20 protein-coding genes are annotated in these 20,291 nt (G+C 50.8%); 9 read left to right on the forward strand and 11 right to left on the reverse strand.

Going from position 1 to position 20,291, the window contains the following annotated elements; genetic code table 11:
- Nucleotides 1–684: 684 nt before the first annotated feature.
- Nucleotides 685–987, reverse strand: a complete 303-nt coding sequence (locus BQ7364_RS04705; RefSeq protein WP_072683646.1) for a hypothetical protein — start codon at nucleotides 985–987, stop codon at nucleotides 685–687.
- A gap of 109 nt (nucleotides 988–1,096) precedes the next feature.
- Between BQ7364_RS04705 and tgt the strand changes: the two genes are divergently transcribed.
- The 4 genes from tgt to BQ7364_RS04725 all read left to right on the forward strand — a co-directional run bounded on the left by tgt (nucleotide 1,097) and on the right by BQ7364_RS04725 (nucleotide 4,730).
- Nucleotides 1,097–2,236 carry a tRNA guanosine(34) transglycosylase Tgt gene (gene tgt / locus BQ7364_RS04710; protein ID WP_072683647.1) on the forward strand — a complete coding sequence of 380 codons (1,140 nt, stop codon included), beginning with the start codon at nucleotides 1,097–1,099 and terminating at the stop codon, nucleotides 2,234–2,236.
- Nucleotide 2,237: 1 nt separating this feature from the next.
- Nucleotides 2,238–3,260 (forward strand): tRNA preQ1(34) S-adenosylmethionine ribosyltransferase-isomerase QueA, encoded by a 1,023-nt coding sequence (gene queA / locus BQ7364_RS04715; protein ID WP_072683648.1) that lies wholly within the window; start codon nucleotides 2,238–2,240, stop codon nucleotides 3,258–3,260.
- 3 nt (nucleotides 3,261–3,263) lie between these two features.
- The gene (locus BQ7364_RS04720) at nucleotides 3,264–3,965 is read left to right on the forward strand and encodes an epoxyqueuosine reductase QueH (RefSeq protein ID WP_072683649.1); all 702 of its coding nucleotides are present in this window, start codon (nucleotides 3,264–3,266) and stop codon (nucleotides 3,963–3,965) included.
- Between the two features lie 204 nt (nucleotides 3,966–4,169).
- Nucleotides 4,170–4,730, forward strand: a complete 561-nt coding sequence (locus BQ7364_RS04725) for a TetR/AcrR family transcriptional regulator (protein WP_072683650.1) — start codon at nucleotides 4,170–4,172, stop codon at nucleotides 4,728–4,730.
- An 80-nt stretch (nucleotides 4,731–4,810) separates the two neighbouring features.
- On the opposite strand, the gene BQ7364_RS04730 is transcribed toward BQ7364_RS04725, so the two are convergent.
- Nucleotides 4,811–6,586: a flavocytochrome c gene (locus tag BQ7364_RS04730; RefSeq protein ID WP_072683651.1), complete on the reverse strand. Its 1,776-nt coding sequence runs from the start codon at nucleotides 6,584–6,586 to the stop codon at nucleotides 4,811–4,813.
- A gap of 314 nt (nucleotides 6,587–6,900) precedes the next feature.
- Here BQ7364_RS04730 and mgtE point away from each other — a divergent pair, with 314 nt between their 5' ends.
- Nucleotides 6,901–8,244 (forward strand): magnesium transporter, encoded by a 1,344-nt coding sequence (gene mgtE / locus BQ7364_RS04735; RefSeq protein WP_072683652.1) that lies wholly within the window; start codon nucleotides 6,901–6,903, stop codon nucleotides 8,242–8,244.
- 99 nt (nucleotides 8,245–8,343) lie between these two features.
- The gene (locus tag BQ7364_RS04740) at nucleotides 8,344–9,264 is read left to right on the forward strand and encodes a DUF1848 domain-containing protein (RefSeq protein ID WP_072683653.1); all 921 of its coding nucleotides are present in this window, start codon (nucleotides 8,344–8,346) and stop codon (nucleotides 9,262–9,264) included.
- 11 nt (nucleotides 9,265–9,275) lie between these two features.
- Here the strand turns inward: BQ7364_RS04740 and BQ7364_RS04745 are convergent, their stop codons facing one another.
- The 4 genes from BQ7364_RS04745 to BQ7364_RS04755 form a co-directional block, all read right to left on the reverse strand.
- Entirely contained in the window at nucleotides 9,276–9,980 is a 705-nt protein-coding gene (locus BQ7364_RS04745; protein ID WP_072683654.1) for an HAD family hydrolase, read from the reverse strand.
- Between the two features lie 88 nt (nucleotides 9,981–10,068).
- Nucleotides 10,069–10,764, reverse strand: coding sequence for a TVP38/TMEM64 family protein (locus tag BQ7364_RS04750; RefSeq protein WP_072683655.1), 696 nt, complete (start codon nucleotides 10,762–10,764; stop codon nucleotides 10,069–10,071).
- A 29-nt stretch (nucleotides 10,765–10,793) separates the two neighbouring features.
- Nucleotides 10,794–10,952, reverse strand: a complete 159-nt coding sequence (locus BQ7364_RS18115; protein ID WP_006060135.1) for a hypothetical protein — start codon at nucleotides 10,950–10,952, stop codon at nucleotides 10,794–10,796.
- A gap of 108 nt (nucleotides 10,953–11,060) precedes the next feature.
- Nucleotides 11,061–11,930 (reverse strand): YitT family protein, encoded by an 870-nt coding sequence (locus BQ7364_RS04755; protein WP_072683656.1) that lies wholly within the window; start codon nucleotides 11,928–11,930, stop codon nucleotides 11,061–11,063.
- Between the two features lie 180 nt (nucleotides 11,931–12,110).
- Between BQ7364_RS04755 and BQ7364_RS04760 the strand changes: the two genes are divergently transcribed.
- The 3 genes from BQ7364_RS04760 (at nucleotide 12,111) to BQ7364_RS04770 (ending at nucleotide 14,672) form a co-directional block, all read left to right on the forward strand.
- On the forward strand, nucleotides 12,111–13,025 hold the full coding sequence (locus tag BQ7364_RS04760) for a LysR family transcriptional regulator (RefSeq protein WP_072683657.1): 915 nt from the start codon (nucleotides 12,111–12,113) through the stop codon (nucleotides 13,023–13,025).
- A 130-nt stretch (nucleotides 13,026–13,155) separates the two neighbouring features.
- Nucleotides 13,156–13,632, forward strand: a complete 477-nt coding sequence (locus BQ7364_RS04765; RefSeq protein WP_072683658.1) for a hypothetical protein — start codon at nucleotides 13,156–13,158, stop codon at nucleotides 13,630–13,632.
- A gap of 209 nt (nucleotides 13,633–13,841) precedes the next feature.
- Nucleotides 13,842–14,672 (forward strand): S24/S26 family peptidase, encoded by an 831-nt coding sequence (locus BQ7364_RS04770; RefSeq protein WP_139248561.1) that lies wholly within the window; start codon nucleotides 13,842–13,844, stop codon nucleotides 14,670–14,672.
- Between the two features lie 42 nt (nucleotides 14,673–14,714).
- On the opposite strand, the gene BQ7364_RS04775 is transcribed toward BQ7364_RS04770, so the two are convergent.
- From BQ7364_RS04775 to BQ7364_RS04795, 5 genes are all read right to left on the reverse strand, one after another.
- The gene (locus BQ7364_RS04775) at nucleotides 14,715–14,978 is read right to left on the reverse strand and encodes a helix-turn-helix domain-containing protein (RefSeq protein ID WP_072683660.1); all 264 of its coding nucleotides are present in this window, start codon (nucleotides 14,976–14,978) and stop codon (nucleotides 14,715–14,717) included.
- Nucleotides 14,979–15,445: 467 nt separating this feature from the next.
- Nucleotides 15,446–15,886: a peptidylprolyl isomerase gene (locus BQ7364_RS04780; protein WP_072683661.1), complete on the reverse strand. Its 441-nt coding sequence runs from the start codon at nucleotides 15,884–15,886 to the stop codon at nucleotides 15,446–15,448.
- 57 nt (nucleotides 15,887–15,943) lie between these two features.
- The gene (locus BQ7364_RS04785; RefSeq protein ID WP_072683662.1) at nucleotides 15,944–16,435 is read right to left on the reverse strand and encodes a GNAT family N-acetyltransferase; all 492 of its coding nucleotides are present in this window, start codon (nucleotides 16,433–16,435) and stop codon (nucleotides 15,944–15,946) included.
- Nucleotides 16,436–16,445: 10 nt separating this feature from the next.
- Nucleotides 16,446–18,230, reverse strand: coding sequence for a DUF885 domain-containing protein (locus BQ7364_RS04790; RefSeq protein WP_072683663.1), 1,785 nt, complete (start codon nucleotides 18,228–18,230; stop codon nucleotides 16,446–16,448).
- 74 nt (nucleotides 18,231–18,304) lie between these two features.
- Nucleotides 18,305–19,858 carry an ABC-F family ATP-binding cassette domain-containing protein gene (locus BQ7364_RS04795; protein WP_072683664.1) on the reverse strand — a complete coding sequence of 518 codons (1,554 nt, stop codon included), beginning with the start codon at nucleotides 19,856–19,858 and terminating at the stop codon, nucleotides 18,305–18,307.
- Nucleotides 19,859–20,291: the final 433 nt, after the last annotated feature.

Below are 20,291 nucleotides of genomic sequence, written 5' to 3' on the forward strand. Positions count from 1 at the left end.
TTCCTTAGAATAGCTGCTTTATGAATTGACGTTGTATTTGTGCTTTTCTTCCTGTTTAGTTTTCAAAGATCGACGCCCTCTCGCGAGGTGCTCATTAATATTACCAAATCACCCCTTTTCTGTCAACTGATTTTTTAACTTTTTTTTCGATTTCTTCTTCCCCCTTTCATATCCCCTTTTGTTATCGTGTTTTTCGCTTATTTGATTATTTTTTTCTTTTATTTTGATGTTCAACAAGGAGCGCGTTTCCTGAATTCAAAGTTTATTCATGGCATCATTTTTACCCTTACGGATCCTAATCCTCTATTTATCTGCGATGAACTCAATTTTTATTCCGTCCCTCTTTTCCAGTTCGTCTTTTAATTCTGGATAGGGAAAACTTCCTTGTATAGTGCGAAACCACGCTTTGCTTTCGATAAGAATCGAATCAGACCCTGCATCAATTAAAAAGCAAGAGGATGGATTTCCCCTCGCTTAATTCTTCCTTGTAATAAATATCAATCAGTTAATTTCCAAGCGGGACTTTCAGAAGCAACACTTTCCTATATAATAGGATGAACGCGTTGGTTATCATTTTTCCCTTTTCTTCTTTACACTTTCCGCGGACCTTTTTTTATCCCGCTCCGTTTTCAGACAGCGGATAGAGTCTCATCGGTTAATTTAATTCAGTTTTCAACGTTTTGGTTAAAACATCGCGTCCAGAAAATCCTGTTCTTCCTCCCCCTGCTTCAGCTGCCGGATCTGCTGCTCCAATTCTTCGATCGTCGCCAGCCGCTGCCGGATCAGCGATGACAGTGCGGCGATCTCCTCGCTTTCCTTTTGATTCAGAAAGCATTGGTACGTCACCTTCCCTAACTGCAGCGTCGTTTGGAGGACCTCCTTTTTACATTGCTTGATCGTCTTGCGGCGGTTGTAAATTTCGATTCGCAGATGAAAATGCCGGCGAATCTTGCTGATCCATTGAATTTCTTCTTTGTTTTCTTCCATATTCCAGGCCTCCTCTTTCTTTAGACTTATGCCGGCGGGATTCAGCTTATTCCGGCTTTTCCTTTCAGGGAAGGGGCTTTTATGATAGAATAGTGGCGGTGAAAAATATATGAGTGCAATTCGATTTGAGATTACCCATGTGTGCAAACAGTCAGGCGCCCGCTGCGGCATCCTGCACACGCCGCATGGCGATGTAGAAACGCCGATGTTTATGCCTGTCGGCACCTTAGCGACCGTCAAGTTTCTGTCGCCGGAGGAAATCAAGGCATTGGGGGCCGGCGTTATTCTGGCCAACACCTACCACTTGTGGCTGCGGCCGGGCGAAGACATTGTTGATAAAGCCGGCGGCGTCCAGAAATTCATGAACTATTCCGGGCCGATGCTGACGGACAGCGGCGGATTCCAGGTCTTTTCGCTGGCGGACCGACGCAAGATTAAGGAAGAAGGCGTAACCTTCAAGAGTCATCTTGACGGCTCTACCTTATTTTTGAGTCCGGAAAAATCAATCCAGATTCAGAACAAGATCGGCGCGGATATCATCATGAGCTTTGATGAATGCGCTCCGTATCCCTGCTCCTATGATTACATGAAAAACAGCGTGGAGCGGACACTGCGTTGGGCCAAGCGCGGCAAAGACGCGCATCAGCGTCCGGAGGAACAGGCGTTGTTCGGCATCGTCCAGGGTGGGGAGTATCAGGATCTGCGCGAGATGTGCGCCAAAACGCTGGCGGAGATGGATTTCCCGGGGTATTCGATCGGCGGTACGTCCGTCGGTGAATCCAAGGAAACGATGTATAAGATGATCGATTACAGCGTCAAGTATCTGCCATGGGAGAAGCCGCGCTATCTGATGGGCGTCGGCTCGGTGGACGCGATTCTGGAAGGCATTCTGCGCAATGTCGATATGTTCGACTGCGTGCTGCCGACACGGATTGCCCGGCATGGCACGTTGATGACTTCGCAGGGCCGGATCAACATCAAGAAGCAGGAATACGAAGAAGATTTCGGACCGCTGGATCCGGAATGCGACTGCTACACCTGCAAAAATTACAGCCGCGCGTATCTGCGGCACTTGTTCCGCTGCAACGAAGGGCTGGGCAGTCGTCTGATGTCGATTCACAATCTGCGGTTTTTGTTAAGTCTGACGGAACAGGCCAGAAAAGCGATCCGGGAAGACCGCTTCGGTGATTTCAAAGCAGAGCTGTTTAAGAAATATAATCTGAACAGCGTGGACTCGAGGGGGTTCTGATATGAAAACAAGTGAATTTGATTTTGAGCTGCCGCAGGAGCTGATCGCGCAGACGCCGCTGGCGAAGCGGTCAGCGTCGCGGTTGTTAGTCCTGCATCGTTCCACCGGCGCGATTGAACACCGGCATTTCTACGATATCGTCGATTATTTAAAACCGGGCGACGTGCTGGTGCGCAACAACACGCGCGTCATTCCAGCCCGGCTGTTCGGCACGAAAGAGGAAACCGGCGCGCACGTCGAACTGCTGCTTTTGCGGCAGGAAGGCGACGAGTGGGAATGTCTGGTCGGCAACGCCAAAGTGGTCAAGCTGGGCACTATCATCTCGTTTAACGAAGGCGAGCTGAAAGCGGAATGCATCGGGATCGGCGAAAAAGGGCTGCGTCAGTTCCGGATGATCTACGACGGTATTTTCTATGAGATTCTGGAAAAACTGGGCAATGTTCCACTGCCGCCATACATCAAGGAAAAGCTGGAGGATCCGGAGCGTTATCAGACGGTTTACGCCAAGGTCAAAGGTTCCGCCGCTGCGCCGACAGCCGGTCTGCATTTTACGCCGGAGCTGTTCGATCAGCTGAAAGCCAAAGGCGTCGAGGTTGAGGATATCACGCTGCATGTCGGTTTGGGCACGTTCCGGCCGATGGATACTGAGGATATCGCCGATCATCACATGCATTCGGAATTCTTCATGATGGATCAGGCCACGGCAGACCGGCTGAATCAGGCAAAAGCGGAAGGCCGGCGAATCATCGCGGTCGGTACGACCAGCTGCCGGACATTGGAAGCAATCATGAGCAAGTATGGCAAGTTCCGCGAGTGTCATGAAGATACCGATATTTTCATTTTCCCTGGTTATCAATTCAAAGCGATCGACGGTTTGATCACCAATTTTCATCTGCCGAAGTCGACGTTGGTCATGCTTGTGAGCGCGTTTGCGACCAAAGAACAGATCATGACGGCTTATCAGGCGGCGATCGACGAGAAATACCGCTTCTTCTCGTTCGGCGACAGTATGTTCATCGAATAGCTTATGGAACAGAATAAACGACCGGCAAGTTCCAAACCGAAGATCAACTATTGGAAAATGAGCGTGGAGGAAATGGCGCGGATTGAGGCGGAAGGCCGACATCCGCGGCTGCTGATGCATGCCTGCTGCGCGCCGTGCAGCGCGTTTCCGCTGGAATTTCTCAGCGGCGTGTTTGAAGTTACGATTTATTACAACAACTCCAACATTTATCCGGCGGCTGAATATCAGCGCCGGCTGAATGAATTAAAACGATACCTGGACGAGGTGAATCCAACGCTGCCCCATCCGGTCAGCTTGATCGTCCCGCCTTATCAAAACGAGGAATTTACCGCACGGTTATCCTTTCTGAAGGATCAGCCGGAGGGAGCGGGCCGCTGCTTTCTGTGCTATGGTCTGCGAATGGACGAAGCTTACCGGTACGCCAGCGAGCATCACTTCGATTATTTTACGACTGTCATGACGATCAGCCGGCAGAAGGACAGTCAGAAATTAAACGAAATCGGCCGGCAGCTGTCGCACAAATACCCGGACGTTCCATATTTCTATTCGGATTTCAAAAAGAAAAAGGGCATCGACCGGGGACAGGAGCTGTCGCGGCTGCATCAGCTGTACCGGCAGGATTACTGCGGCTGTCTTTATTCTTATGAAAAACGGCAGGCTGATTTAAAACGCAAAGCTGAGGAAGCTTCATCGGATACCCGATGAAGTTTTTATTTGGCCGGCTTGTCCCGGTCAGGATGGTTAAATACAACTTGCGAGGTGGGCGTTCTTGTCCAGCGTCCGCTTTTTTTTGCGATCACGCTCACAGCGATTCATGGGCTATCCTGTTGTCACTCCTAATAGACATGACGTAAAAAACCTTGCAATCCGGGGGAATCCAAAAAAAGCAGCTTGTGGTATAATAAACCCATGAAAAAGAAGTCAAACAAAGAGAAAATTTTAGAACAGGTGCGGCAGCTGATCGCCGACGGGGCCTTTTCGGAGATCACAATCCGCGGAATCTGCGAACAGGCGGGGGTTTCCATCGGCAGCTTCTATCATTATTTTCAGGCAAAGGAAGACGTGATCGTCGAATTATTCCGCAGCAACGCCCAGCGGGCGCGGGAAAACGAGCGATTGAATCTGACAAGTGCCGACGAATGGGAAAACCTGCGGGCTTACGTTCGTTTTCAAATTTCATTCTTGGAAGAAACGTCGTTGGATCGCCTGCAGTTTCTATATGCTTACAACATCACACATTATCAGTCAGACAGTCTGTCGCAATACCGTCAGATCGTGCGGGAGCTTTTAATCCGGGCTGCGGAAAAAGGACAGATGAAACCGGAGTACGCCGCCCAGGAGGTGCTGGATCATCTTTTTACGCTGATCCTTGGCAATTCAATCCGCTATTGCATGGAAAACGGCGATTATCCTGTCGGCGAGCAGCTGATGAAACAGGTGAATCACCTGATCACGCTGATTGCGGCTTAACCAGAGCACAATCAAAAAAAGTGAAGCAGCTTCCTTACAGGAAAAACGGCTTCACTTTTGTTATGACTTACGCGCGGTCTTTATTTCGTTTTTTCCAAAGCGTATTGGGCGGCCTGCTGCCCCGCGATCCGGCCCATTGTAATAAACGATTGAATCGCAGTGCCGCTGCCTGGATATTCCTTATAGAACAGATCGCCGCTGCTGACTTCGCCGGCGGCATATAATCCCGGAATTACCTGATTTTGTTCGTTCACAACTTCGGCGTCCATCGTCGTCAGCGGACCGGCAAAGGTTCCGGACGTGTTCATCGTACATAAAACCGCATAGTACGGGCCTTCCTCGACCGGCTGCATCAAGTCGGCGTTTTTGTTGAAGTCTTCATCGTTACCGGCCGCGCAGAGTTCATTATACCGCTGAACCGTCTGCGTGAGTTTCTCCGGATCCATCCCGGCAGCGGCTGCCAGTTCTTCCAAGCTTGCGCCGGAATACGCAGTGCCGGCGTCCTCGGCGGCCTGAACATTCTCCGTTGCCCGGGCCGCATCCAGCAGAATGAAATATTTCGGCTGACCGGTTTGCGCCAGAACGACCGGCGTCCGGGCCGGGCGCGGCAGCGATTCGTCCATAAACCGCTGGCCGTCCAGACTGACAAACAGCCCGGCATAAGTAAATAAGTCCTGCATCGCCGCGCCAAACGGCAGAATCTGTGCGATCGCGCTGTCGTTGCCGACGATCTGCGCGCCGATTTCCCGCGCCATCAGCAAGCCGTCGCCTTCATTGCCTGCGCCGACATTGGTAATGGAATCCGCATAGGTCGGCGAATATTCTTTTTTTAATTCCGGATTGCGATCATAACCGCCGCTCGCCAGAATCACGGCCTCCGCATGGATGAGCACGGAGGTGCCCGTCGATTGCGTGGCTTCTACGCCGACAACCTCGCCTTGTTCATTCACGATCAGTTTTTCGCCGCGGGTTTCGGTCATGATTTCCACGCCCGCTTCCTCAGCTTTTTTCTGCAGCGGCAGAATAAACCCGGCGCCGCTGCCCGCGGCTGCGTTCAAGCCGCGGTTGGGCTGCATTTTCGGGTTTGGCGTGTCGATCTGATCGGAGAATTCCACGCCGTTTTCAATCAGCCAGTCAACATTGGCGCTGGAACGTTCCGCAATCATTTTCAGTTTGTCTTCATCGACATGATGCTGGCCCAGCTCGATCAGAAAATCAGAGAACAATTTGGGGCTGTCCTCAATCCCCTGTTCGCGCTGGAATACGCTGTCCGCAGCCAGAAGCTTGCCCCCGGACAGACTGGTGCTGCCGCCCAGCACGCCCATTTTTTCAATCAGCAGTACGGATTTTGACGCCGCCGAAGCTTCAACCGCGGCTGACAATCCAGCCACGCCGCCGCCAACGATCACGACATCGACGTCTTTTTCAATTTTTTCTTCCTTCGCGGTGGTTTCCACTTTGACATTCAGTGCGTCAATGTCCGCGCCCGCCGCCCTCAGAGCGGCTTCGCATGCCTGCAGGATCGCGTTGGATGTTTCCGTCGCCCCGGTCACCGTATCGACGCCCAACGACTGCGTCTCCATAATCCGAGCTGGCATTTTTTCCAGCGCTGCATCGCAGATCCCGGCAGTTTCCTGATGGTCGCCGACCGTTACTGCAGTGATTTTATGGTCTTTGACCTCAACCTGAACGGCGAGCGTTCCGCCGTGGCCTTCGCCTGTTCCCGGATAAGTTCCGTCTTTGACTGCCAACAGCGGCGAAGCTGGCGCCGCTTCTGATTTTGGTGAACCGCAGCCGGCGGCGCTGAAAGTGATCGACAACGCCAGAACCGCGGTGATTGCTTTTCTGATGCTCATTTTTTATCCTCCCTCTGGATTCTCTGACTCAAAACCGAACATGTTCGGTTTCATTGTACAGACTTCCCCTCACTTTGTCAACACCTTCACATGATCGAATGGCGCTTTCGTGTTGATCACCTTCAAATTTCCCTGAAAATAACTGCGTGAACAGTTGTTTTGACGTGGGAAATAAGACTATAATGAAAGCATTGGAAACGCAGTCCAGCCAGTCCGTCAGACTTTAACGCCGCGCCGGCATGATCCGGCGGCAGATTGACCTGGACGACGCTTTTTTACGCACAGCGCCGGTTCTTCCGGATCAAGGAGATCGTATGAAATTAGAAATCAGTAAAGAAGAACTGCGAAATTTTCTGCTGCACGCCACGGATGATCAGCTGGCAGAGATGATCGAGTTTATCCACCCGGTTGACATTCTGGAAGTCATTCATGAATACAAAGATGACGAAGACGTCATCATGAAACGTCTGCCTTCGGACATCCTCGCCGAAATTGTCGATGAGGAAGAAGATGAGGAGAAATATGGCTTGTTGTCGCATTTCTCCGATACCGAGCAGATGGTCATCCTCGAAGAAATGTCGTCCGATGAAATTACCGACCTGGTTTCCGTTCTGGACGAGGCGGAATCAGAAGACGTCTTAAGCAAGATGAACGTCGAAGACCGCCAGGAGGTCCGCGAGCTGTTGAGCTACGATGCCGATACTGCCGGCGGATTGATGGCGACGGAGTTTATCAGTCTATCCCAGCACATGAGCGTGCTGCAGACGTTGGAATATCTGCAAAAGGCGGCGCAGGACGCGGAAATGGCGTACTACCTGTACGTCGTCGATCAAAGCAACGTGCTGACCGGAGTCGTTTCCCTGCGGGAAATCGTCGCTCACAGCTTTGACACGCAGATCCGCGACATCGCCAATCCGAACGTCATCTCCGTGCCGGCCTCGACCGATCAGGAAGAAGTCGCGCGGATATTCAGCAAGTACAGCTTCCTGATGATGCCGGTTGTGGACGAGCAGGATCATATTCTCGGAGTCATCACCGTTGACGACGTCATGGACATCATTGAAGAAGAAAACACGGAAGATATCCACCGACTGGCGCAGATCAATGAGGAAGAAAAAGTCGACGGCAGTCTGATCGAATCGTTGAAAAGCCGTCTGCCGTGGTTGTTTATCAATCTGCTTACAGCGTTTCTGGCCTCTTCCGTCGTCGCCGTCTTCTCCGGCACAATCGAAAAGGTCGTCGCGCTGGCGGCGGTCAACCCGATCATCGCCGGAATGGGCGGCAACGCCGGCACCCAATCGTTAACGATCGTCGTCCGCGGCATCGCATTGGGCGAGTTAACCGGCGACAACGCCCGGCGGGTCTTCTTCAAGGAGTTCGGCGTGGGTATTCTCAGCGGCGTCAGCATCGGTCTGGTCGTCGCCTTGCTCTGCGGCGTCATGCAGCAGAATCCGATTTTCGGACTGGTCGTCGGGCTGGCGATGCTGCTGAACATGGCGTTTGCGACAATCGCAGGTTACGCCGTGCCGGTCATCCTCAAGAAAATCAACGTCGATCCGGCGCTGGCCTCCTCCGTCTTCGTGACGACGGTCACCGACGTCCTGGGATTCTTCTTCTTTCTCGGACTGGCGACGCTCTTTCTGCCGTATCTGCTTTGATCCGGCGCTTCGCTCTCATAAGCTGTCTTTCCGGCAGTCACAGGACTGCCTTTTTTAATGTCTTTGTGATATATTAAACCGGAAAAGGAGGCTGGCGGCATGCTTTTATGTTGTTCCCAGCGCACCGATCTGTGCGCATTTTACAGTGACTGGCTTGTAAACCGATTCCAGGCCGGCCTCGTCGATATCCGCAATCCGTTCGCGCCCCGGCAGGTGCTGCGCGTGGATTGTTCGCCCGGTCAGGTCGACGCGGTCATCTTCATGACCAAGAATCCAACGCCGATGCTGGATAAGATGGACGTCTTCCGTGACTATGCGGTCGGTTTTCAGATCACGGTGACGCCCTATGGCCCAGAGATCGAACCGGGCTTGTCGGATAAGCGGCAGGTTCTGGACAGCTTCCGGCAACTCGCCTGCAAGCTTGGCCCTTCCCACATGATTTTGCGGTATGATCCGATTTTCTTATCCGAACGTTATGACGAAGCGTTTCATTGCCGGGCGTTTGAGCGCTGCTGCCAACAGCTGGCAGGTTCCTGCACGCAGGTCATCATCAGTCATCTCGACTTCTATAAAAATACCCTGAAGCATCAGCGCGAGCTGAACTGGCAGCCGGATTCGCTGCAGCGATTTACAGCTCTGGCATGCCGGCTGGCTGACATCGGCAGCCGTTATGGAATGCGCCTGCAGCTGTGCGCCGAGAATCTGGATCTGCGCAGCGCCGGCATTGAAAACCGCAGCTGCATCGACGCAGAATGGCTGCGGGAGCTGACCGGGAAAACGTTGGAATATCCGCTGACCCAGGCGCGGGCGCATTGTCATTGCCTGCAGGTCACGGATTTGGGCGAATACAACTGCTGCGCCCACCATTGCCGCTATTGCTACGCCAACTTTGACGAAGCGCAGATCGCCTCGCGGCAAGCCCGGCACGATCCTGAATCCACGCTGCTGATCGGTCATCTGCAGCCTGACGATCAACTCATAACGAAAAAAAAGTCTGAACGGCAGCTGCGTCTGTTCTAGACTTTTTTATTTTATTCCAGCGTTTCAATTTTTTCCTGCAGCTTAGCCAGCGTGCCTTCAAACTCGCATTCCACCGGCAGGTTTTCCGTGTTTAACAAACAGTCGGTGATCAGCCAGCCTTCCATCCCCAGCGAACGGGCCGTCATGTCTTCCTTAACGTCGTTGCCGATCATGACGCACTGCTTCGGATCCAGATTCAACCGGGTGAGAATTTCTTCATAATATTTCGGATTCGGCTTGCAATAGCGGCAAACCTCAAAGGTTGTGATCCAGTCAAAGTCGTTTTTATCCAATCCGGCCCAGCGGATCCGGTTTTCCGTAGCGATCCGCGGAAAGATCGGATTGGTCGCCAGCACTAACGTATAACCTTTTTCTTTAAACCGTTTTACAATCTTATTCGCCAGCGGCGTCGGCGCGCAGGCTTCGACCGCTTCGTTGAATTCGTTGCGGTAGTAGTCGAGGAATTCATCCTCCAGCGTTTCATGATGCAAGCCGGTCAGGCGATCAAACACCTGCCAGAACACCTGTTCATTGGTAGCCCGGCCATCGTTGGTCACCATTGCGCCGGTGCCTTTCCATATCGTATCGACCAGCTGCTTCGGGTCGATCTTCCCCGCCATTTTCTTCGCCAGGCGGGAAAAATAACTGTGGACAAATTGATCTTGATCCATCGGCAGCAGCGTGCCGTCCAAATCAAAGAAGTATGTTTTTTTCATCGTCAGATTCCTTTCGCAATGGCTTTATTATACACAAATTTCCAGTTTCATGAAAGCGGACAATCTTGTTTGATTGTCCATTTCTCATTCATTTTCCCGATTCACTCCCGCGATCAGCGCGGCGTTTCTGGATCCAGGCGGCCGCCAGCGCGGCGAGGACGGCGGCAAGGGCAACCATCATCGCTTCCCGCACCCTGCCTTCAATCAGGAAGTTTCCGATCAGCGAACCGGCCAGCACCGGAATGATCGAGCCGAATGCGCAGGAAAACAGAAAAACCGGCCAGCGGACGTCCGACACCGCCGCCAGATAGGGCTTGACCAGATTGGGCAGGACCGGCAGAAGGAACATTAAAAAGCAATAGAGTTCTTTGTTTTTCCCCGCCAGCCAGTGACGGAAACGTTCCAGCATCCGCGTGATCTTCGACTTTGGCGACAGCTGGCCGAGCAGTTTTTCCGCAAACAGATAGACAACGCCGTTGCCCAAAACCATCCCGGTCAGAATTATGATCGTCCCCAACAAAGGCCCATAACTGGCGCCGGCCGCCGCCTGCAGCGACAGCGCGGGAATCAGCGACGTGATCACCTGCACCGCCTGAAGCAGAATCAGAAACAACACGCCCTTCAGCCCCAGCGCGCGAAAGTACAGCCGGATCGCCTGTTCGTCGCCGCTTTTCAATAGCGCGTTGACCGCCGGAAGAAAATCCAAAGCCGCCAGCACAAGCAAAAGTACGCCCGCGATTGCGGCGATTCCCTGCAGCCGATTCCATTTTCGTTGCTTCTTCATAAGAAAAAATCACCAGGGATCCCGGTGATTTATAGATGAATGACTTCCTGCGTCGTTTTAACAATCATCGTAATATCAGCGCCTGTTACATCAAAATCAACGTCTTTCACCGTTAAGCTGATTTCCTTTAACAGTTTCTCTGCTTTTTTCTGCGCGAGTTCATTTAACTGTTTAAACTCAATTTTCATATCTAACACCTCGCTTCTATTTTATCATGAAAGGCCCACTTTGAATATAGCGGAATTCTGACAAGTTTTGTCGAATTCTTAACTTTTTTATTGCATTTTGCGGGTTGTTTATTCTACTAACCGTTTGATAAAGTTGCCTGTGATCTGCAAGCCCTCGTTGACGATGATGAAAGCTTTGGGATCCAGCTGCGTAATCATCCGGCGCAGTTCATTGACCTCATCCTTCGACACAATGGTGACCAGAACCTCGGTTTCCGTCTGGGTATAGGCGCCTAAGCCCTTCCAATACGTCACCCCGCGCACAAAATCCTTGAGGATCCGGTTTTTGATTTCCGGGTTCTTGGTAAAGATCATCAGGCTCATCTCGATGTTCTGCAGGTGAACCTTATCGAGCACAAATGAATATACCGCCGCATAGATAATGCTGTAAATCGCGATCGGCAGATCAAACAGGAACGCGCACAGACTGTACACCAGCGCGTTGAACAGCAGCTGGATCTTCCCGACGCTGAACGCTTTCCAATGCAGCGCGGCATACACGCCGACGATATCTGTTCCGCCGCCGCTGGCCCCGCTGACCAGCGTCATCCCGATGCCCAATGCCCCGACGATCGCCCCGATGATGAGCGAAGCCAACACATCGTCCAGAATCGGCACGACTGGAATGGGAATCAGCGAGAAGCAGACAGTCTGGGTGATCAGTGAAAGTAGCGTCCCAAGAAAGAATTTCCGGCTCAGCGAGCGAAAGGCCATAAAAAACAGCGGCACATTGATTAAAAAGTTGATCACGCCCGCGATATCGAAACTGAAACGCATTCCCATCCGACTGACCAGCACGGACCGGATAATCTGCGACAGTCCGACAATTCCGCCGTTATAGAGATTGACCGGAACGACGAAAAGATTAATCGAAGCCGCAAACAGCGCCGAGCCGAACAGAATCATCGTGTAATCATAAATTTGTGAATGGCGTTTCATGAAATGGTTCCTCCTGGGTTTCCCACGGATCTTCTCTTATTTTATATGAACTGGGGTAATTCTGCCAGCCTATTTTTGAGTTTTCATCTTTCTCTTTTATCTTGTTCATTTCCCGATCAAATTAATCGGGAACCGGCTTGTTTTATGGTATGATAAAGATAAGTAAAGCAGGTGATTTGAATGGACGTCAAAGCGTTATCCTACTACGTCGCCATCGCCGATCAGAAAAGCATCAACAAAGCGGCTGAAATTCTGTACATCAGCCAGCCGGTTTTATCCCGAACCGTTCAGGCGTTGGAAGACGAGCTGGGCGTCCAGCTGTTAATCCGCAATAATCATGGGATTGAAATGACTCCGGTCGGCCAGAGCTTGTATTATTATGCCCACAGCATTCTTTCCCAGTTTGAGGAAATCGAACGGTTAAAGAAAACGTACCACGCGGTTGTGGAAACCCGCCTGCAGGTATCAACGGCAATGCTTCTGCTTCAGGATGCGATCGTGCAGGAATACTTCAAGTCAGTCCCCAGCGATCATGCGGTCATCAATATTCAGGAAACGGGCATCGAACAGGCGATCAAGAACGTCAGCGATCAGGGATCCGAGATCGCGATTCTGACGTTGAACTCCGTGCAGCATCGCGTCATGACCAAGGTGATCAAAGTTCAGGGCTTGCAGATGCATTCGATCAAGAAGGATGCGGTTTATGTTCATCTCGCCCAGTCGCACCCATTAGCCAGCCGAAGTACGATTACCACGTCCGAGCTGTTGGACATGACCTATCTGCGGATGCCGCAGGATTTCTACACCCAGCTCAATTACACCTTCAAAGTTGGCGATCAGGAACTGACCAATTTCAAGAAGACCGTGACTGTTAACAATTACCACACGATGATCAATCTGTTGAAGCACAGTGATTCGTTCATGTTCGGCAACTGTTGGCAGGCCGCCGATCTCAAGAAAGGCGGCATCGCTTCCATCCCTGTGGAAACTGACAATGTCTCTCGTCATTTGGTCTGGATCGAACGCCAGCGGCATACCTTATCTAACGAAGCCAAGCTCTTTCTGGATTTGTTTTGTTCATCACTTGCGGTATAACGTTATTTTACTAAGGTATATTTTCACAAAAAGCATAACCAGGCTATACTTTATTGGTATTACTCTCTCCCCTTTTTCCCCATTATAATAAAGATGTAAACATATTCTAATTAAGAGGAGGAATATTATAATGAAGAAAAAAGCGATTCTTGGTTTCATGACCGGTGCGGCGATCGTCGCGGCGACCACGGGGTCTTATGCGGCGTGGGATAAATTGAGTGTTACTAATGCACATCTAATTACAATTGCTAAGCCCGTTACAGTCACGTCCACATTATCAGGGGCTGATGAATTTAGTGTTTCAAACAACGAAGATAGTCGTGCTTTAGAGTCAGCTCCTGTATATACAGTTGAGATGCCAATTTCTGTTGAGCCATCAAATCATGAGGTTAAATTGACTCCTTCCGCAAGTTTATCTGGTGATATTACTAATAATAACCCTACTATTGAGGTATACAAGGGGGCGGAAAAGATTGATCTTACCAAACCGATTGATGCAGGAGATTATACTATAAAAGCTGCATTTACTATGCCAGATGATGCTCCTACTAGTTTAGATGATGTAACTGCTACAATAACAGCGACGCTCGTTCCAGCGACTAATTAGTATATATTTAAGCCATCTTCGGATGGCTTTTTTAAAAGTATCTTTGATTCTAACCTGAATACTGATAAAATAGAGATAACTGCGGGGATAGTAACATGGGGACAAAGAAAAAGTGGAGAGTTAAACCGAAGATTGTAAATTGGATATTCCGATTTATATCTTTTGTTTTGTTCTGCTATATCTTGGGAATGTTGTTCTTTCCCGATACCATGATCAAACTAACCGGTTTTCAATTCTATACGGTATTGAGCGGAAGTATGGAACCGAAGATTCCAACCTATTCGCTGGTGTTGTCGAAGAACATACAATCCGATGATGAGCTGGTTCCCGGTACAATTATTACCTTCCATGCGAACCGGCTGGGGGAAGATACAGTATTGACGCATACTTTAGCCAAGACCGAAGTAGAATCGGATGGCCGGGTACGGTATTATACACAAGCCTATGCTTATGAAGGGCTGGATGAATATCACACATACCGGCAGGATATCGTCGGCATCTACGTCATGCACGTTCCTTTCCTGGGGAAGATCGTCTTGTTCTTACAGAGTCAGTATGCCTGGTTCATCATTCCGATAGTGGTTGTCATCCTGTTCTTATCGTGGATCGTAGAACTGTTGATGGAGCGCAACGAACTGATCGGCAAGCGCAACGCGGATAAGTTAACCAGCGATCTGAAAGAGATCGAACAGGCTGAGTTCACCTTCGACAGCACAACCATTCAGAATTCCTTCCTTGTCGTCAAAGGACTGGTCGTTTATTCCGGACAGTGGCAGACGCCGATCGCCCGGATCGACTTTATGAATGAGAAATATGAAATTCTCGATACGGCACTGTTGTATCTGCGGCCGAAGAAATCCAAGCTGGAGCACAAGCTGAAGTGGGTAGCGGTGGTCAAATATGACAAGAAAATCAAATATCAGGACGCTCATCTCTACTCTCTGGATTATCCGTTAAGTGAGAAAGAGAAAAAACAGCTGAAGAAAAAGATCAGGAAAGAAAATCGCATGCTGAAAAAATCCAAGTCGAGGGCAGTCTGAAAAAGACTGCCTTTTCGTTGGATTCCTGTTAAAAGCCCGGCGTCAGCCGGCGACTTCGTTTTCCTCCTCGACGAATTCATACATGTTCATTTCGTCAAAATCACAGAATTCAGCGATGGTCATATTAAAACCTAACGCTAATTGATGAATCGTCGCGATTCCCGGATTCTTGGTATGTCCTTTGATGATGTTCTCCAGAGTGGACGTGCTCACGCCGGACATTTCGGATAATTTGTAGAATGAAATATTTCCTCTTTGTTTGCATAATTCCCGAATTCTATTCGATATCAATGTGACGTATTCCATAGTTCAGCTTCCTTTCTTTTGTTTTTTGCGGTTCTATGATAGCAACGTGGTTTCCAGATTATTCCCATATATGGAAATAATATTTTTGCAGGTAAATAATTTTGAAAGAATAGCTGAAAAAGAGAACGAAGAATTATCACGTAAACTAAAGATAAGTAGAAATTTCAAATAACATTTATTGCGAAAGAAGGAGGTAAAAAATAAATTTATCATTTTTTCTTATTTCTACTAATTTCAATTAAATAGGAATTACATCCTCTATCATAATCAATTTTTACAGATAATAAATACATTGTTTATTTCAAGTTTTTCATGAATTTATTCATTTTTTGATATATATTTTTTATGATGCCTGAAAACTTAGGAATATAAGTGCCGGCAAGAAGGAAATCAGACCCGGCCAAAGAAAAACTCTGCTTCTCCCGAAATCCTTGCTTTGGGAGAAGCAGAGTTAAATTAAAGATTGATTATTCTTCAGTGATTTCCACCTTGGTCATGACATCGCCGTTGCGCATGGCACGGACAGCGCCGAGGTTGTCCGTCACCTGACCGAAGACCGTATGCACGCCGTCCAGATGCGGCTGCGGATCATGACAGATGAAGAACTGGCAGCAGCCGGTATCCTTGCCGCGGTGAGCCATCGACATCGCGCCCGCGATATGCTTGTGCGGATTGTTTTTTGTTTCGCAGGGAATCGTGTAGCCCAGATCGCCCGCGCCGGTGCCGTAAGGGCAGCCGCCCTGGGAAACGAAATGCGGAATGACGCGGTGGAAAGTCTTGCCGTTGTAATAACCTTCCTTAATCAGCTTGACGAAGTTGGCGACGGTGATCGGCGCTTCGTCCGGATACAGCTCAAACGGAATTTCCGCTCCGTTGGCCATCGTAATTTTACCTTGAATTAAACCCATAATTTGTTCGCTCCTTTTCTTTCCTTCTTATTCTACTCTATTTTCAAAATCCTTGCATTAAGATTCGCAGGTCAGCCGGTACCGCACAACGATCTGCGGCGTACCCATGTCTAACGTCTTTTCCACAGGCTCGGCCGTAAATCCGCAGTGTTCATAAAACTGGCGGGCCTGGACATTCGACTTGAGAACCCACAGGACAAATGTGGAATAGCCGCGCTGGCGCAGCTGATCAATTCCTGCCTGCATCAGCCGCCGGCCAATCCCCTGACGTTGAAACTGGGGCAGCAGATACAGCGCCACGATCTCACCCAGCAGTTCACCGTTGTCTTCTTCCCTGCCGATCCGGCAGAAACCGACGATCTTGTCCGCCTGTTCCGCCAGCCAGATCTCCGCGCAGCCATTTCGCTTAAACGTTTCCAAGCTGCGCTGAAGGGTGCGGGTTTTCAGAAATTGGGGGTCGATCAGCCCGGCGTACGCGGCCTGCCAGCTCAGTGCGTGAACTTCTGCCAGACCCTGTGCATCCTGCGGACTGGCTTGACGGATTCTCATTCAGCATTCCTCATTTCTGGGATTGGATATACGTCTGGACGTCTTGTTCAATCAAGTCAAACGGACGCGGGCCATTATCCAGAATCACGCTGTAAAAGGCTTTCTGATCAAACCGATCCGACAGGGCTTCGCGGGCTTGATCGCGCAGCTGTTCCATCTTCATTTCGCCCACGCCGTATGGCAGCAGCACGCCCGGGTTGGCAACCAGCTGAGGATAAATCTGTGCCGCTGCGTCTTCATAGCCGAAATTGCTCAGGTAGCTTGTCAGATCTGCTTCGCTCCAGCCTAAGCCGTTCACCCCCATATCGCACAGGGATTGCAGATAGTAGCCGAACATTGCGTTGATCTGCAGGGTTTCAATCAGATTTTCATCGTCGATGCCCAGCCAGCGGTAAGCTTCCAGCGCGATGATTTCCGCCCAGCCTTCCGCGTAGGCAGTTTCCGAAAGGACACGGCGGATCGGGTGAGGATCGGTATTCTGAAAATAGTTATGTTGGTAACAATGTCCCGGAAAGCCTTCATGCGCCAGCGTAGTCCACAGTGTTTCGGAATTGTCGGCATAGGCAGGGTTGACCTTCATAATATTTTCCGTTTCCTGATCCAGCGGTGGAATCAGATAGTAGGCGATCGTATTCTCGCTGGCGATACTCGCATCAAGGAAGCTGACGGTATAGCGGATCGAGGGGATTTCCGGCACCACTTCCGTCATTTTCTTTTCAAATTCCGCTAACAGCTCCGCCGCGTCGACGGTCGGGAATTCCACAGCTTCCAGCTTCTCCAGCAGGCTTGGATCCTGCTGGAGAAGCGTCTGCATGCGCTGCAGCTTCTGAATCAGGAAATTCTCCAGCTCACTGGCCAGCTCCATGATCGTCTGATCGGTGCCGGTTTTGGCTTGCATCAACAGCTGGTAATAAGCGCGGCCCTGCTCGCCATACGCTGCCGCCAGACCGCCCTGCCCCTTGGCGCTGCCGCGCAGGGCTTCCAGTTCTTCCCGGACATGACGGTAGCTTGGCAGATAGGTTTCCTTCATCAGCGTTTCATTCTCGTTGGCATAGCGCTGACGCTGCTCGTCGCTCAGGCTGTCAATCGCGGCCAGCTTTTCCTGAAAATTAACGATCAGGGCATTGTCGTCTACCTTTTCCACAAACCGGTCGATTTCGGCCAGCGTGCTGTCGAGGGTTTCATCCTGCAGGAAGTAGCCGCGCCGAGCCTGGTTTTGAGTATAGGTCACAGCTTCGTTAAGATAGCGTTCTACATCCGCCAGCAGCGTCAGATACAGCTGGACGTCCTCTTCCGTTTCCATGCGGAACTCGAGGAAGTTCTGATTTAACGCGCCGATCAAGCCTTGGTTCGGCTCGAACAGAAATTGCAGGGGCATGTATTCGTTCATCGCTGACGTTTGTTCCAGATCGCGCTGCAGCAGCTGATAATTGAGCTGCTGGACGGCCGTGAGATCCTCCGGCTTGAACTTCAGTAAATTCTGCAGCGCGGCTTCGGTTTCCTGTTGATGGCGCAGTTCATCGGCTTCGCTCAGACTGCCCAGCGTCATCGGTTTCTCACGGATGCCCAGAGCCGCGGGATCCGTCGCTGAAAAATGCAGCGTCAGGGCGTCCTGCGTCAGCTGGCGGCGGGTTTCCTCCATCAGGAATTCATCGAAAGCTTTTTGAACTTCCGTGGTTCCCGTCTGCGCTTGCGGCGCGGGACTCGCTTTTTTTGCGGAAAACAGCGCGCAGCCGCTGCCGGACAGGATCAGCGCGGATGCCGCCAGCGCCAGTCCGATTTTTTTCAGGTTCATGTTTTTCCTTCTCCTTTCGACGACGTCGGTTCGTCATCGTTAGTTTAGCATCAAAGCGGGCGGCGCATACGTGATCAGCGGCGCAGACTGACTTCGCTTAAATCCCAGACGACGTCTGCCAGATCGGTGTAGAATTCTTTTTCATGACAGACCAGCAGCACCGTTCCCGGATATTCAGCGATTGCTTTGTGCAGCTCGTCCTTGGCGTCCTGATCGAGATGGTTGGTCGGTTCGTCCAGAAAAAGCACGTTATACGGCGTGTTCAGCAGCTTGCACAGCCGCAGCTTCGCCTGTTCCCCCCCGGACAGCACCATCACCTGACTTTCGATCTGATCCGTCGTCAAGCCGCACCGGGCTAACGCGCTGCGGATTTCATATTGGGAATAGGCGGGATAGGTCTGCCACAATTCCTCGATGCAGGTGCGGCGGATCGGCTCGGTGATTTCCTGTTCAAAATAGCCGATCTGTACATGCTCACCCAGCTGGACGGAACCGCTGACCGGTGGGATCAGCCCCATCAGGCTTTTCATCAGCGTTGTCTTGCCCAGTCCATTCGCGCCGGTAATCACCACTTTCTGACCCTTTTCCTGCACCCGGTTGATCGGTTTGGACAGTGGTTCGTCATAGCCGATCACCAGATCGCTTGTGGAAAAGATGACCTTGCCTGGGGTTTTTCCCATCTGAAAGCGGAACGTCGGCTTCGGCTTTTCCGCGCTCAGCTCAATCCGTTCCATCTTCGCCAGCTTCTTCGCACGGGAATTCGCCATGCCGCGGGTCGCGACCCGCGCCTTGTTGCGGGCGACGAAATCCTCCATTCGGGCAATTTCCTGCTGCTGACGCTGATACGCCGCTTCCAGCGCCAGCTTGTTCTGTTCGTACAGGCGGTGGAATTCGTCGACGTTGCCGACATAGCGGGTCAGCCGGCAGTTTTCCACATGGTAGATGAGATTGACGACCTCGTTGGTAAACGGCATATCGTGAGAAATCAGGATAAACGCGTTTTCATAGTTCTGCAGATAGGTTTTCAGCCAGCGGATATGCTGCTCGTCGAGATAGTTGGTCGGTTCGTCCAGAAGCAGAATGTCCGGTTTTTCCAAAAGCAGCTTCGCTAACAGAATTTTCGTGCGCTGGCCGCCGGACAATTCGCTGACGTCCCGATCCAGCCCGATCTCGCTCAGCCCCAGCGCCTGGGCGACTTCCTCAATCTTGACGTCGATCTGGTAGAAATCATGGTGTTCCAGCGTATCCTGCCATTCGCCGATCTGTTCCAGCAGCTCGTTCATCTCGTCTTCCGTGCAGTCTGCCATCTTTTCATAACCGGCCGTGATCTGTTTTTCGATATCGAATAGCCCGGCAAAGGCCTGCGCCAGAGCGTCATGGATCGTCATTCCCGGTTCCAACACGGCGTGCTGATCCAGATAGCCGACCTTCACGTTCTTACTCCAGGTGATTTTTCCTTCCTCCGGTTCCAGCTTGCGCGTAATGATTTTCATAAACGTGCTCTTGCCCTCGCCATTGGCTCCCAGCAGCCCGACGTGTTCGCCTTTTAACAGGCGGAACGAGACGTCCTCAAAAATACTGCGGCCGCCAAAGCTGTGGCTGCAGTGCTCCAGTGTTAAAATACTCATAGTCTAACCCTTCCTTATTTAATTTGATACGATAACGGATTCAGTGTAACGAATGGCGGTGAGGTTGTCAATTCCAAGCACGGATTTCAGCATTTTTCTTAGGCTTCAAAATAAAAGTTTGAAGACCTTACTGAATTTCAGCGGACGCCAAACTTTTCACTTTTATTCATGTTCGGGATGATCGGCTCAAGCTCATAGTGCTGCCCCCTTCTTATCAGCTTCAGGCACGCATGACTGCATCCTTAAACTGGATTCCGGTTGTTCGCGCACCCTTATCAGGACACAGCCGGGCAAGTTCCCGCCTTATCACTTTGCCCCATCCCTTCCGGCAGGATCCTGCGTCAAAAGTTCAAGAACCCCAGATCCGGTCTTTTACCGTACATTCCGAGAAAACGACATTTCCCATTGCTTGAAGCTGTTTTCAGCTTCTCAT

It is taken from the genome of Holdemania sp. Marseille-P2844, assembly GCF_900120005.1.
Lineage (GTDB): Bacteria > Bacillota_I > Bacilli_A > Erysipelotrichales > Erysipelotrichaceae > Holdemania.